The organism is Sedimenticola selenatireducens (genome assembly GCF_007625115.1).
Lineage (GTDB): Bacteria > Pseudomonadota > Gammaproteobacteria > Chromatiales > Chromatiaceae > Sedimenticola > Sedimenticola selenatireducens_A.
This window is the reverse complement of sequence record NZ_VMNH01000003.1, coordinates 178242-192327: the sequence shown is the minus strand read 5'-3', so window position 1 is coordinate 192327 and position 14086 is coordinate 178242. Positions and strand designations below refer to the sequence as shown.

Genomic DNA, 14086 nt, shown 5'->3' with positions numbered 1-14086 from the left:
ATCCTAGAGCCTTTCACGCATATCCCTCATAGCAAAACCTCGCAGGCTGTGATTCCATTCCCGCGTCAATCCCAAAACTTTAAAACGCTCACCCATCTCAGTGGGAAGCGTGAGTTTTTTAATCCCTTGAACCAGCGTCATGTGGGTCTCCACATCATTCGGATCAGAGGCCGCAACCAGATGCTCAAGACCACTGCCCAGCAAAAAATAGGCCTGTGTAGTATAGCCCGCCACATCAAAGCCAGCGGCTTGGGCTGCCTCTGCAATGGCGGTAAAATCGACATGCGCCGTTATATCCTGCAATCCGGGATAGACGAGCGGATCAGGGTGAGCACGATGTCTATAGTGGCACATCAGTGTGCCGCGATTTCGAGAAACGTGGTAATACTCCGCTCGACTATGACCATAATCGATAAGCAGAACCAGCCCCTCGCGCATGGAATCCTTTAGTGACGAAAGCCAGGGAGCGGCACGCAGGTTGATCTCTGATTCCAAATCATCCAACACGTCAACCGATTGCAGCAGATCTGCGACACGCTGTTCAAAATGGGGAGACGTCGGCTGAGCCCAGATCAGTTGAAACTGCTCTCCTTGCCAAGTGACATACTGCTCCAGGATCTCTCCACTGGCTATCCGAAAACGATGAACCGGCATGGCATCCAACAACTCATTGGCAATCACCACACCTGAGAAACCTGCCTCCGGAAAAGTCGTTAGCCACTCAATCCGATCCAGCAGATGTGGTACACGCTGTGCCAGTGTTTGTTGTTGTCTTTGTTGCAGATCGGGGCTCAAATCCAGTATGCGATAGCGACTGGGGAGCGCACCCCTCTCCTCCAGCGCCAGCAGCAGATCAGCCGCCAACGCCCCGGAACCAGCACCCACCTCAAGGATTTCGCCCTGAGGCATCCCCTGCAACAGATCACCACATTGTGTGGCCAAACATTGCGCAAACAGCGGTGAAATCTCAGGTGCGGTGATGAAGTCACCCGCTTCACCAAATTTTCTGGCACCAGCCGTGTAATATCCCAAACCCGGTGCATAGAGGGCCAGTTCCATATAGCGATCAAAGGCCAGCTTTCCACCTGCGGCTGCAATCTCATCGCGAATCAGAGAGACCAGATTCAGGCTGTGTTGCTGGGCATCAGCGTCAGGTATCGGCAGTTGAGCCACGACAGCCTCAGCCGCCCGGGGGGTGATCCTATCATTCATGAATTTCGTAAACCTGCCCGTTCGGTATAAAGTGGTAGGGGTAGAACCACAGATTGCGGAACACCAGTAGCCCCTAGTTTAGCAAGACCCGGGGTAGAGCAGAAATCAAGGGAGAGCCGAGCGTGGCAATAGCAGATCAACCCGTGGCCCTGATAACCGGCAGCGCCCAGAGAATTGGCGCTGAAATAGCACGCACGCTGCATCAAAGCGGACAGGATATTGTCTTGCATTATCGCAGCTCCGCAGCGGCAGCCGAGACACTCAAGCAGGAATTGGAGAACCAGCGTAGCGACTCGGTACTACTGATCCAGTCTGATCTGAATGCGACTGACAAACTGGCTGACATGATTCGCCAGATCGAACAGTGGCGAGGCCGTCTGGATATCCTGGTTAACAATGCCTCGTCTTTCTACCCAACCCCTGTGGACAGTCTCAACCTCACACAATGGGATGATCTGATGGGGAGTAATCTCAAGGCGCCGTTTTTTCTATCGATTGCAGCAGCCCCTCTACTGAAAAAACAGCACGGGTCTATCATCAATCTGCTGGATATTCATGCCGAGCGCCCAATGGCAGGACACGCCATCTATTGTATGGCCAAGGCCGGCAACGCCATGATGGTCAAGTCCCTGGCCCGTGAATTGGGTCCAGAGATTCGGGTCAATGGTGTTGCACCCGGGGCAATACTCTGGCCCGACCAAGCGCTTGATGAACAGGAGAAAGACAACATCCTTTCCCGCACACAACTCGGCCGCTTGGGGACACCCTCAGACATCGCCCGCACCGTGCGTTTTCTGGCGCTGGATGCCCCCTATATCACGGGCCAGATTCTTGCGGTTGATGGGGGACGAAGCGTCCAGCAATAACGCTCAAACAGCCGACAGCCCCGTCTCGAAAGGCACGGGCCAGAGTCGCTGAGACGTCTGATCGAAACGCGCCCATAACGTCCGATACGTCTCCCCCAGCTCTGGGTGAACACTGTCACCGGCCAATTCAGATAGGGGCAATAATACAAAGGCATAGCGGGTGATCTCATCACGTGGCAGATGGGCACCTTTTACGGTCACAATCTGATCACCATAAGTAAGCAGATCAATATCCAACGTTCGGGAGGCAAATCCGCCCCCTTCGCGAGTGCGGCCATGTGCTGATTCAATAGCCCGGAACAGCGTCATAAGATCCTGCACCGGGCGATCCGTATCAATCCCCACCACCAGGTTATAAAAGGCATCGCCGGAAAAACCGACCGCTTCACTCTCATACACACGTGAGATCATGAGTGAGCCAAACTCCCCATGCAGATCATGCAGCGCCGCACGGATATTATGTTCCCGATCGATATTACTGCCCAGGCTGATCCACACTCTGACCATACTAGAAACGCTCGCCCCGTTCGATGATCACACCCACATCACTGGCCGCGCTTACGGCGCCGATCTTATTCACCGTCAAACGTACCCAACGCACATCAAACTCCTGGCGAATAATCGCCGCACAGCGCTCCGCCAGCGTCTCGACCAGCTGAAACTCACTCTCTTCTACAAAACTGATCAATCGCTTGGAGACTGCCTTGTAATCTACCGCATCGGTAATATCTTCCGTGGCAGCCGCACGCTGCACATCGGTACTCATATCGATATCCAGCACGACCGTCTGCTTGATCTCCCGCTCCCAATCGTAGATACCGATCACTGTTTCAATTCTGAGATCACGTAAAAACACTATATCCATGGGTATCCCATATTCCTGCCATTGTGTTCGCACATGGTAAAGCAGCCAGCCCGGATAACAAATACCCTTGACCCTGACACCCCGCTACCGGGACAATTTGGCGCATAACTGGCGGACATACGCTCGCTGGACAGGAAACATCATGACAAACGCACTCTTAATTATTGGAGCTTATCTGCTTGGCTCCCTTTCCAGCGCCATCATTGTCTGTCGACTGATGGGACTACCCGATCCCCGTACCCAGGGCTCAAATAATCCCGGCGCCACCAATGTACTACGCATCGGCGGTAAAAAAGCGGCGGCTATTACGCTGCTTGGCGACAGCCTGAAAGGCTTTTTCCCGGTCCTGGCAGCCAAATTGATCGGGGTCGAACCCCTGATTCTGGCTGCGGTTGCCATGGCGGCCTTTCTGGGACATCTGTATCCAGTATTCTTTCGTTTCGAAGGGGGTAAAGGCGTTGCCACAGCCCTCGGTACTCAATTTGGACTCAGCTGGCAGATCGGGGGCGTCGTCGCCCTGCTCTGGCTCTTCATGGCCAAGGGCATGAATATCTCATCGCTGGCCGCCTTGGTCTCAATGGCACTGGCCCCCGTGGTGGTCTGGTTTTTCTGGCCAGCGCCCGAATTGATCACCATGCAGATCGTAATGAGCCTACTGCTGTTTTGGCGTCATCGCAGCAATATCAAAAACCTGCTTTCTGGTTCGGAAGGTAAAATCAAGAATGAACAGGGGCCGGAATCCGACGCCTGATTTAGATCCCAGATAGAGAGTCCATCGGCCAACGCGCCTTGGCACTGAAGCCCATCGGCTCGGTGGCGCCAGCGCGGAGACGCTGCCAACCGGCGTAAGCAATCATGGCGCCGTTATCGGTACAAAATTCGGTCCGGGGATAGTAGACCCGCGCACCCTCTTTCTTCATTGCAGACTGCATCTTCTCACGCAGATGCCGGTTAGCGCTCACTCCGCCTGCCAACACCAGCGTTCCCGCACCGCACTCACGCACAGCACGACGACATTTGATCACCAGGGTATCCACCACCGCTTCCTCAAAAGCGCGGGCAATATCCGCTTTGGTCTGCAATACCGTTTCCGCTGAATCATTTTCAGCGATTTCACGCTGCGTAGTATTCAGGGCAAAGGTCTTCAGTCCACTAAAGCTAAAATCCAAACCCGGCCGGTCGGTCATGGGACGAGGGAAATGGAAACGCTTAGGGTCACCTTTCAGTGCCAAAGCCGCCAGCTCTGGCCCACCGGGATATGGCAGTCCCATCATCTTGGCCGTCTTGTCAAATGCTTCACCAGCCGCATCATCCAGCGACTCACCCAGCAGGCGGTATTGACCAATGCCCTTCACTTCTACTAATTGCGTATGCCCGCCCGAGACCAGCAGTGCCACGAAGGGGAATTCAGGGCTATCGGCTTCCAGCATCGGCGCCAACAAATGGCCTTCCATGTGATGCACACCTACCGCCGGCACCTGCCAAGCCCAGGCCAACGTGCGGCCAATAGCCGCACCAACCAACAATGCCCCCACCAAACCCGGACCGGCGGTATAGGCCACGCCATCAATATCACTTTTTGAAAGCCCTGTCTCAGCCAGCAGGCTAGCGATCAATGGCAAGGTCTTGCGCACATGATCCCGAGAAGCCAACTCGGGGACCACGCCCCCATAGACTGCATGCAGATCAACCTGGCTATGCAGTTTATGGCCGAGTAAACCCTGGTCACTGTCATAGAGCGCAATACCTGTCTCATCACAGGAAGTTTCGATTCCTAATACCCGCATTTGCTTTTTCAACCGAACCCCGGGCAAAACCTACCCTATTGGCTACAGTTTTTGGCCTCCACACCTTAACTATGTACTGGCTTAACACTCTCCGAATCGAGAGAGGCTGCAATTCCACCACATCCCAAGAAAAATCCATAATTTTTTTGCAAAACGCTAAAACAGTGCGTAGAATTCGCGCTCTTATGTTTCCAGCGTCCCGTTGGTACGATTTTTGAGGTGGGAAATGCCCAACGTCCGAGTTAAAGAAAACGAGCCTTTTGAAGTCGCAATGCGCCGCTTTAAGCGCGGTTGTGAAAAAGCTGGCGTACTGGCGGAAGTCCGTCGTCGCGAGCACTACGAAAAGCCAACCACTGAGCGTAAGCGTAAAGCCGCTGCGGCAGTGAAGCGTCACTTGAAGAAAGTCTCCCGCGAAAATCGCAAGTGGGATCGTCAGTATTAATCTGACTGTGCCGTTCATTCCGTGCTAAAACAACGCATCCAGGACGACATGAAGGCCTCCATGAAGGGGGGGGATAAACCCCGCCTGGGGGTTATTCGTCTGCTGATGGCGGCTATAAAGCAGCGTGAAGTGGATGAACGGATAGAACTGGACGACACGCAAATACTGGTCGTGCTGGATAAAATGGTGAAACAGCGCCGTGACTCCATCACCCAGTATGAACAAGCCGGACGGACCGAACTCGCTGAGCAGGAAGCTTTCGAGATCACCATCCTTCAGGATTACCTGCCAACGGCCCTGACGGAGCAAGAGATCACTGACATGATCAAGGAAGCCATTCAGAGCACTGGCGCTGAATCAATCCGCGACATGGGAAAGGTGATGGGCCAGTTGAAGCCCAAAATGCAAGGACGTGCCGATATGGGAGCCGTCAGCGGCCTGATCAAGCAACAACTCAGTAGCTGATCCAACCATTCTGACGCTCTAAACTAAAGCTCTGGCATAGTGCATGACCAGGGCTTTTTAGTCTCTGTGCAGTAGAATATTCGGGATACTATTGCTCTATGGCTGGAAAAATCCCTGCACACTTCATTGATGAACTGCTGAATCGGGTCGACATCGTTGACTTGATCAATAGCCGCGTTCAATTGAAGAAGACAGGCAAGGATTACCAGGCTTGCTGCCCGTTCCACAACGAAAAGACGCCCTCTTTTACTGTTAGCCGCGAAAAGCAGTTCTATCACTGTTTTGGCTGTGGTGCTCACGGCACCGCCATCGGTTTTCTAATGGAGTACGACAACCTGGGATTCGTTGACTCTATTGAAGAACTGGCCGCTCGAGCTGGCCTGGAGGTACCCCGTGAATCCGGCGGTGATTCAGGCCCCGATTACCGGCCACTCTACGAAAGTCTCGACCAAACAACCCGTTTCTACCAATGGCAACTGCGCAAACACCCCGAGGCAAGCAAGGCGATCAACTATTTGAAACAACGCGGCCTGACCGGTGAGGTCAGTGCTGAGTTTGCCATTGGCTATGCACCGCCTGGCTGGGACAATCTCATCAAGCAACAGGGGCAGTCAGAAAAAGAGCTGGAACTACTGCGCCAAACGGGCATGATCTCTGAGCCGGAAGAGGACAAGTGTTATGACCGCTTCCGTGATCGCATCATGTTCCCGATTCGCAACCATCGCGGTAACACTATCGCCTTTGGTGGACGAATACTGGGAGACGGAAAACCCAAATACCTGAATTCACCCGAAACGGTTGTATTCCATAAGGGCAAAGAGCTGTACGGACTCTATGAGGCCAGAAAAGCCCTGCGCAAAATCGATCGTCTGATGGTTGTTGAAGGCTATATGGATGTGGTTGCGCTGGCACAGTTTGGTATTCGTTACGCGGTAGCCACACTTGGAACGGCCACCACTGCCGACCACCTGGAAAAACTGTTTCGCACGACATCGGAGATCATATTCTGCTTTGATGGCGATCGGGCCGGCCGTGAAGCAGGCTGGAAGGCACTGGAGACCACATTGCCACTGATGCGGGATGGCCGTGAAGCACGCTTCCTGTTTTTACCCGACGGAGAAGATCCCGATACGCTGATCCGCAAAGAAGGTAAAGAGCCGTTCGAACAACGCATTACCCAGTCATCACCGCTCTCCAGTTTTCTGTTTGACAAACTGGAGGCCGATATTGATATGCAATCACTGGGGGGCCGTGCAAAGTTGGCGGAGCAAGCCAAACCGCTTTTGGCCAAACTTCCGGCCGGCCTGTTTCGCGAGATGATGCATAAACGCCTCTCCGAACACGTTGGCTTGGCACAGGGACAACTGGGCACACAACAACCGCAAGAACACCGAATAAGCAGACCGGCCGTGCGCAAAAAACAGGGCGCCCAGCAAACGCTGTCACCGATTCGACGCGCCATCACCCTGTTTCTGCTCAAGCCAGAGCTGGCGCTGCTGGACGATTTACCAAAAGAATGGCGGACTTTTCGTGCTCCAGGCATCAATTTATTGGGGCAACTCCTTGAAATTGTGAAAATTCAACCTAATCTTAAGGCTGCACAGATAATCGAACGTTGGCGCGACAAGCCTGAATTCCATCATTTGGAGAAGATCTGGCGCACTGCAACTGAATTACCCACACCCGAGAGCGGCATGGAGCACGAATTCCGTGGCGCTTTAAATCGGTTGGTAGAACAGCAACACGAACAGGAGACCAGCGAATTGCTGGAACGAGTCAGCGCAGGGGACGCTTCCGAACAGGAGAAGCAACGCCTGCGTCAGCTACTTTCTGAAAAGCAGAAAATGACTGACTCACATAAACATTCGGATTGATGTGGCAGACAGAGCACGACCTCTGACACATCGATCCGGGATATTTTGTTGTGTGCGAGTAGAAACCCCGTCAAATACAGGCTATACTTCGCCGCTTGACATTCGCGCACGCCCCTTAGAATTTAAGGCAGGAAATGGATAAGGTACAGCAGCAATCCCAGCTCAAGCAACTCATTGCGAAAGGTAAAGAACAAGGTTTTCTAACCTACGCCGAAGTGAATGACCACCTCCCCGACGGCATCGTAGAACCCGAGCAGATTGAAGACATCATTCGGATGATCAACGATATGGGTATCCAGGTGCATGAAACTGCGCCGGACGCCGATGATCAGGTCATGAGTGACAACGCCGTTTCCGCTGATGACGATGCAGCGGAAGAGGCTGCGGCTGCCTTGGCAAGTGTCGACAGCGATTTTGGCCGCACCACCGACCCTGTGCGCATGTATATGCGTGAAATGGGTACGGTTGAACTGCTCACGCGCGAAGGCGAGCTTAAGATCGCCAAACGCATCGAAGAAGGGCAAAACCAGGTACTGACCGCCCTCTCGACCTTTCCTGAAACCATCATCAACATACTCGAACTGTTCGACAAGGTCGAGACCGAAGAGATGCGTCTCACGGATGTGATCGTAGGCTTTGCGCAGCCCGAAGAAGAAGGGCCTATTGTACCCGCGCCAGCCCCCGCCGCCAAAGCCACCAGCGAAAAAGCCGACAGCGATGACGACGATGAAGATGAGGACGACGACAGCGAGGAAGAGGAAGATCCTAATCGCGGTCCAGATCCCGAAGAAGCAGCTGAAAAGACCAAGGTCCTGAGAAAGGCACACAAAGCCCATGCTGCCGCACTGGAAAAGCATGGTCGCGAGCACAAGAAAACAGTTGCCGCCGCAACGACCCTGACCGAAGCGTTCATGGACTTCCGTTACAGCCCAAAAGTATTCAACACACTGGTGGAGAATCTGCGCAGCAGTATCGCGTTCGTTCGCAGCCAGGAACGCGCCATCATGGATCTGTGTGTTAACACATCCCAGATGCCGCGCAAGGAGTTCATCACCTCCTTCCCCGATAATGAGACTGACCTGAACTGGATTGATCAGCAGATCAAAACCGGCAAGGGTTACTCGGATGCCCTCGTAGAAATTAAGAGTGACGTCCTCCGGGCACAAAAGAAACTGCTCGATCTAGAGCAACGCAGCCAACTCGCCATCTTTGAGATCAAAGAGATCAATCGACAGATGTCCATTGGCGAAGCGAAAGCCCGTCGCGCCAAGAAAGAGATGGTGGAAGCCAACCTGCGGCTGGTGATCTCTATTGCTAAAAAATACACCAACCGTGGCTTGCAGTTCCTGGATCTCATTCAGGAAGGCAATATCGGCCTGATGAAGGCCGTCGACAAGTTTGAATACCGTCGTGGGTATAAATTCTCCACCTATGCGACCTGGTGGATCAGGCAAGCGATTACCCGCTCTATTGCAGACCAGGCGCGGACCATCCGTATCCCGGTCCATATGATTGAGACCATCAACAAACTCAATCGCATCTCTCGCCAGATGGTTCAAGAGATGGGTCGTGAGGCCACTCCAGAAGAGCTGGCCGAGCGCATGGATATGCCGGAAGACAAGGTGCGCAAAGTCCTCAAAATTGCCAAAGAGCCTATCTCTATGGAGACGCCCATTGGTGACGACGAAGATTCACATTTAGGTGACTTTATCGAGGATTCTGGTGTAATCTCTCCCATCGATTCTGCCACCGGCGAAGGTCTACGCGAAGCCACACAGAACATGCTGTGCGGACTGACCTCAAGAGAGGCCAAGGTACTGCGTATGCGTTTCGGCATCGACATGAATACCGACCACACCCTCGAAGAGGTTGGTAAACAGTTCGACGTCACCCGTGAACGAATTCGTCAGATCGAAGCCAAGGCACTGCGTAAATTGCGTCACCCTTCTCGCTCAGAGAATCTGCGCAGCTTCCTCGACGGAGATCAATAAGCACAATCAGTTTTCCGGGCCTATAGCTCAGTTGGTTAGAGCAGTGGACTCATAATCCATTGGTCCTAGGTTCGAGTCCTAGTAGGCCCACCACAATAAAATCAAGGAGTTAGGAGAAATCCCAACTCCTTTGTTTTTTCCCCGGTGCACATCTGGTGCACATCTGAAACAAGATATCAGCAATAGTTCCGTTAAATCCACTGGCCAAGAAATCCCATACAACACATTATTCTTCATGACATTTGAATTGGTTTTAGCTATTGTATGAAGCAAGATAGAGGGAACTAGTATTCATGAACATCAACGACGCATGTGATTATATTATTGAGAGGATGTCAGGCGCTGGATCAACGCTAAATCTCTTAAAATTACAAAAACTTCTTTACTATGTTCAAGGCTGGCACTTAGCTTTCTATAAAGCGCCTTTATTTGAAGGTAAATTTCAGGCATGGGTTCACGGTCCGGTGAATAGAGAAATCTATGACCGATTTCGGCACGAAAAAAGCCTCTACTCTACAGTTGACACATCCGACCTTAGGCTTGGTTATTCTTCTAGCCAAAATTTAAGCGCTGCTTCAATTCAGCACATCAACTCCGTATTAGATACATATGGTTGCTTTACTGGTGATCAATTGGAGTATATGACTCATCAGGAAGATCCGTGGGTACAGGCCCGTGGTGATTTAGAGTCAAGCGCTAGATGTGAGTCTGAAATAGATGAACGTACAATGGCTACGTATTATTCATCAAGACTTCAGTAAAGCTTTGCTTGAGCGAAGCGATGAAACAGATGAAGCCTGTTCTTCCTGCGTTTGCACCCAACCCAAACGCACAACACCCTATCCCATCAAAAACAAACACCCCAAAAAAATGGACATTCTCGTTCAGGTTTTGGAAACAAATTGAATACTTTGGTTTAGATAAGACAGATTCTGCTTGGATGGTTTCAGTTTTAGAGAAACTGCAAGTACTCTCACAAGAAAATATTGAGAGTGTTTTATGTAGCCCAGAAAAGAAAAAATACTGGCGATACCACAACATTGACTGGGGTCAAAAGAATATTCCCGTCCAAAGAGCAGACCTAGACTGGATTACCGATACATATAGAGACAACCCCGAAGACTATCCATTTGTTCAATTCCAGATCTCAAAGTCCCTTGGGAGAGTGATTGGGTTCTGGGACGATAAGGATACGTTTAATATAGTTTTACTCGATCCCTATCATAATATGCAGCCATCAAAAGCATATTCATATAATGTCGACCCTTGCGGTCCGTTAAGCTGCGACTACACTACCTTGCTAGCTGCAATCGACTCATTGGCTGAAAGCGACTGTGAAAGAAAATCCTGTGAAATACGCTACAGCTACCTCGATATAAATTCACGCTCAAAGCAACTGGAAAGTTTTGGTGTTTACATAGTTAAAATGTCCGACGAGAATAGAGATCTATATGCCGATCTAAAAGAAAAGGGACATGTTAAAAATATTCACGACGTACTCATGGTGGGCATCGATGGATTAATAGAGGGTCTGTAGATAGGCGCATGATTGATCGCATAAAAATTAACACCATCTTTTAGCCCTGCAATACTCAAGTGTTCATTTTGGTGATACGAAAATATGCCTTTGACATCGGTCACTGTGCTGTCGGTTGTGGACTTTTGACCCGCCCCCCTATCAATACCGTCAAGGCAGGGTCTACTTCTACCTAATCAGCACAAGCGAGATGATTCAGAACACTAGGCGTTATCGGTTGCCCTAAAAGATACCGTTCATTGCGCGCGTACTGCTCCGATAACGGAAAAATGACAGCTAATCTCACAGTTAGGCAGGAAATAGGGCGGTCACTCTATCTAGCGTTATCCCTCGCCGCACATGACCCACTGTCTTGATTGCTACAAAGGACCCGCTCCCGGTGTAACCCACATCAAACCACAGACAATCTATAAGCAATCACATGGTAACTATATGGTTCCTTGAAATCCGGGCAGAGATATTTTCAAGCAAATCTATAAGTTATTGTTTTTTATAGTCGCAAGTAATCATGCTTGTCGGTATTGTTGTCTTTATTTGATTCACTGCCCTGATATCCGGGTAGATCTGCCCTGTTTTCAGGGTCGGGTTTTAATTTTGGCGTCCAATATTTCCACTCGTCCGAGGGCTCCCGGCCATTGGCGTAAGGCTCAAAGGTTAGCCGCCATTCCCTGGCTTTTCGTTGCTGCCATAGCTCCCCATGAGTTAATACAATAAACCCATTGGCAACCAACTGCTTAAAGGCTTCCATCACGGCTGTTTCACCGGCATTAATCAAAGTCTGTGCACGCTTTAGGCTGATACTCAATGTTCCGTTTCTTGCAGGCCGATAGATCCGCTGAAACTCTTCAAGTAAACATCTGGCGACGGGTTTCAGGTCACGGTAGGCAGAAGAGGCAAGTATTACCTCCCACTTTTTCACATAGCCCCCTTCGCGTTTGTATGGTTTAGGCTTTGCCATAGTTAAGACAACTCATTTTCTTTTGTGGTGGAGCATAAAGGGCTGGATAGCTAGCCGGGCCTTGCGCTGTGCATTACCCACATATCCAGCCCCACGAAAGGACCCGCACTAACTAGGCTGTATGCCTCAGTTTATGAGCGGGGATTATTCGGCCTTTCGCTATCTGCCTGACTCCATCGGCTGTCACTTCTGAAACGATGCGCCCATGCTTTTCACCTGGCCTGATAGTGACCACCTTCACCACCATAGAACGGTCAATTGAAACCTTCTCATGCCCCCAATGGATGCACTGATACCAGCCCCCGGAAAACCGCTGTTTACCTGTCATTGCTATGTAGGTACGCATGGCTAAACCTCCTTATCTGGATCAGATCTATCCATCCATGAATTGGGCAACCCACTGGCAACAATGGCCGACGCTATCAAATGGGAAGAGGCCCGCAGAGCGTCGATTATCTCTTGAACGCCTTCTAGGTCCTCATCAGCAACTAATCGTCTTTGCAGGGTTTCTCCGGCCTGTTGCAAGGTGTTATGCCATGATAGGCCGGTCCAGTTGCCCCCGTTCTTTCGAGAAGGTCGGCTAACCCACTGGCTTACCTGCCATGAGTATTTTTCTAACTCGATTCGGTATTGTTTGTTTACTGGGATAATCACGCTCATTTCACACCCCCTTTGAAAACACCAGGCATAAGCACATATTCACCAACTCGGTGTTTATGGCCCTGTTCGGTGTACTGAGTGACCCAGTGCATGATGATGTTGAGGCGGGAATCATGGCGCAATTCATAGATGCGGGTGGCCGGGCAGAGAATATCCAGTTCAGACCGCGCTTGTAGCGTGGTGACGGGTCCCTTTTTCAGGCTGTTTAAAAGGCGTTGGCGTTGTGCATCTGAAGAGTTATTATGCTGTTGCTGTTTGGGGCTCGCATTGGTCGGGCTCTTTTTTTTGTCCATCGTTTGGCCCTCCTTATGCAACACTGCCGGTGTGATTGTGCAACCGGCGCTCAATGAACGCCTGCACATCTTCCGCGCGATACATCACACGGCCACCGACTTTTACAAAGGGAAGGTTATAGCGCCCTGTTGAACGCCAAACCTGAAGGGTTCCGGCTGTTATACCGAGTAGATCAGCCGTTGTTTCAGGTTCGAGTAGTTTGTTTAGATTCGATTTTGGTATTGATTGAATAGCCACCTTATTACTCCGTTTGCTTGGTTAGGTGTGGCTATTTTTGAGTAATGCTTATTTCCTTGCTGATAACCGCAGGAAATCTCCCTTAGTTTCTTCTATTCTCCGTTATCTTCAGGAAAATACTCTTTGAAACGTTTTTTGAATGTTTCTCTGTCTAGCGATTTACCGCCTAGTTCAATCTGGACTTTCTTTTTATCTATCACTAATGACCAGTCCGGCATACCTGAGTTAAATATGAAAGACCACAGTTGGCCTTTTAGCGGGAGTTTATTGTACTTATTATAAAAGCAGAGCGTATGATCTTTGATGCAATCGTACCAATCATCTTTTCTGCCTGGTTCATTGATATAAAAACTCCGCCTTTCCTCCTCATATACCGCAGATTCATTCATCCAAAAAGATGCAGGCATATTGCCTGCAACCCATTCAGTAAACACTTCATCCTCAATCAATACCCCGATATCCACGCAAAATTCTTCTTCATGTGAATTAGAGCCAACAACCTTATTTATTGGTAGTCGACTAATTGGATCATACGCAATGATGCGCCCACTAAGAACTTCCTCAATCAATAGGTTAATCGCCCGAACTAAAGCAAGACCACTCTCTCGGGTGTCACTCAACGCCTCATCTTGGTAAACATTTATAGTCAAAAGATGCGCCGCAATACATAAAGGGGTAAAGCCCTCGTACTTCCCCTCAGTATAATCACCATAGATCTTTTCAATTTCATCAAGGACCGATTGATCTTTAATAGCTCCATTTTTCATTGCGCACCCCTTACCGTGCATCCCTTCATTAAAACCAAACCAAGGCGGTGAAGGTTTCCGCCCGTTCGGGAGCTACCCTAGGTTTGGTGTTACTTATCATCCTTGGAGCCGATCCAGCCTGTAGGGACAGG

The 14086-nt window shown here is 50.6% G+C and carries 18 protein-coding genes and 1 tRNA gene; 9 read left to right on the top strand and 10 right to left on the bottom strand.

Annotated features, from left to right (window positions below; genetic code table 11):
- Positions 1-3: 3 nt before the first annotated feature.
- The gene (locus FHP88_RS02010) at positions 4-1212 is read right to left on the bottom strand and encodes a class I SAM-dependent methyltransferase (RefSeq protein WP_144357307.1); all 1209 of its coding nucleotides are present in this window, start codon (positions 1210-1212) and stop codon (positions 4-6) included.
- A gap of 143 nt (positions 1213-1355) precedes the next feature.
- Between FHP88_RS02010 and FHP88_RS02005 the strand changes: the two genes are divergently transcribed.
- The gene (locus FHP88_RS02005) at positions 1356-2078 is read left to right on the top strand and encodes a pteridine reductase (RefSeq protein WP_335341576.1); all 723 of its coding nucleotides are present in this window, start codon (positions 1356-1358) and stop codon (positions 2076-2078) included.
- A gap of 3 nt (positions 2079-2081) precedes the next feature.
- Here FHP88_RS02005 and folK read toward each other — a convergent pair whose 3' ends face one another.
- Positions 2082-2585 carry a 2-amino-4-hydroxy-6-hydroxymethyldihydropteridine diphosphokinase gene (folK, locus tag FHP88_RS02000; protein ID WP_144357305.1) on the bottom strand — a complete coding sequence of 168 codons (504 nt, stop codon included), beginning with the start codon at positions 2583-2585 and terminating at the stop codon, positions 2082-2084.
- 1 nt (position 2586) lies between these two features.
- Positions 2587-2943 carry a dihydroneopterin aldolase gene (gene folB / locus FHP88_RS01995; RefSeq protein ID WP_144357304.1) on the bottom strand — a complete coding sequence of 119 codons (357 nt, stop codon included), beginning with the start codon at positions 2941-2943 and terminating at the stop codon, positions 2587-2589.
- Positions 2944-3082: 139 nt separating this feature from the next.
- Between folB and plsY the strand changes: the two genes are divergently transcribed.
- Positions 3083-3694, top strand: a complete 612-nt coding sequence (plsY, locus tag FHP88_RS01990) for a glycerol-3-phosphate 1-O-acyltransferase PlsY (protein ID WP_144357351.1) — start codon at positions 3083-3085, stop codon at positions 3692-3694.
- 1 nt (position 3695) lies between these two features.
- Here the strand turns inward: plsY and tsaD are convergent, their stop codons facing one another.
- Positions 3696-4730 carry a tRNA (adenosine(37)-N6)-threonylcarbamoyltransferase complex transferase subunit TsaD gene (tsaD, locus tag FHP88_RS01985; protein ID WP_144357303.1) on the bottom strand — a complete coding sequence of 345 codons (1035 nt, stop codon included), beginning with the start codon at positions 4728-4730 and terminating at the stop codon, positions 3696-3698.
- A 226-nt stretch (positions 4731-4956) separates the two neighbouring features.
- Here tsaD and rpsU point away from each other — a divergent pair, with 226 nt between their 5' ends.
- From rpsU to FHP88_RS01950, 7 genes are all read left to right on the top strand, one after another.
- Entirely contained in the window at positions 4957-5172 is a 216-nt protein-coding gene (gene rpsU, locus FHP88_RS01980; RefSeq protein WP_029132016.1) for a 30S ribosomal protein S21, read from the top strand.
- A 21-nt stretch (positions 5173-5193) separates the two neighbouring features.
- Entirely contained in the window at positions 5194-5637 is a 444-nt protein-coding gene (locus tag FHP88_RS01975; protein ID WP_144357302.1) for a GatB/YqeY domain-containing protein, read from the top strand.
- A 98-nt stretch (positions 5638-5735) separates the two neighbouring features.
- Positions 5736-7511 carry a DNA primase gene (dnaG, locus tag FHP88_RS01970; RefSeq protein ID WP_144357301.1) on the top strand — a complete coding sequence of 592 codons (1776 nt, stop codon included), beginning with the start codon at positions 5736-5738 and terminating at the stop codon, positions 7509-7511.
- A 134-nt stretch (positions 7512-7645) separates the two neighbouring features.
- Positions 7646-9502, top strand: coding sequence for an RNA polymerase sigma factor RpoD (rpoD, locus tag FHP88_RS01965; RefSeq protein ID WP_144357300.1), 1857 nt, complete (start codon positions 7646-7648; stop codon positions 9500-9502).
- A gap of 16 nt (positions 9503-9518) precedes the next feature.
- A tRNA-Ile gene (locus tag FHP88_RS01960) sits at positions 9519-9595 on the top strand.
- A gap of 200 nt (positions 9596-9795) precedes the next feature.
- Positions 9796-10263 (top strand): Panacea domain-containing protein, encoded by a 468-nt coding sequence (locus FHP88_RS01955; protein WP_144357299.1) that lies wholly within the window; start codon positions 9796-9798, stop codon positions 10261-10263.
- 20 nt (positions 10264-10283) lie between these two features.
- Positions 10284-11039, top strand: a complete 756-nt coding sequence (locus FHP88_RS01950; protein ID WP_144357298.1) for a hypothetical protein — start codon at positions 10284-10286, stop codon at positions 11037-11039.
- Between the two features lie 490 nt (positions 11040-11529).
- Here the strand turns inward: FHP88_RS01950 and FHP88_RS01945 are convergent, their stop codons facing one another.
- The 6 genes from FHP88_RS01945 to FHP88_RS01920 all read right to left on the bottom strand — a co-directional run bounded on the left by FHP88_RS01945 (position 11530) and on the right by FHP88_RS01920 (position 13955).
- Positions 11530-11997, bottom strand: a complete 468-nt coding sequence (locus FHP88_RS01945) for a hypothetical protein (RefSeq protein WP_144357297.1) — start codon at positions 11995-11997, stop codon at positions 11530-11532.
- Positions 11998-12109: 112 nt separating this feature from the next.
- Complete coding sequence (locus FHP88_RS01940; RefSeq protein WP_144357296.1) at positions 12110-12343, bottom strand: hypothetical protein; 234 nt, start codon at positions 12341-12343, stop codon at positions 12110-12112.
- 2 nt (positions 12344-12345) lie between these two features.
- Entirely contained in the window at positions 12346-12657 is a 312-nt protein-coding gene (locus FHP88_RS01935; protein WP_144357295.1) for a hypothetical protein, read from the bottom strand.
- Entirely contained in the window at positions 12654-12950 is a 297-nt protein-coding gene (locus FHP88_RS01930) for a helix-turn-helix domain-containing protein (protein WP_144357294.1), read from the bottom strand. Before FHP88_RS01930 ends, FHP88_RS01935 begins: the two co-directional genes overlap by 4 nt.
- Positions 12951-12963: 13 nt before the next feature.
- Positions 12964-13188: a helix-turn-helix domain-containing protein gene (locus FHP88_RS01925; protein WP_313957276.1), complete on the bottom strand. Its 225-nt coding sequence runs from the start codon at positions 13186-13188 to the stop codon at positions 12964-12966.
- 92 nt (positions 13189-13280) lie between these two features.
- Positions 13281-13955 (bottom strand): hypothetical protein, encoded by a 675-nt coding sequence (locus tag FHP88_RS01920; protein WP_144357293.1) that lies wholly within the window; start codon positions 13953-13955, stop codon positions 13281-13283.
- Positions 13956-14086: the final 131 nt, after the last annotated feature.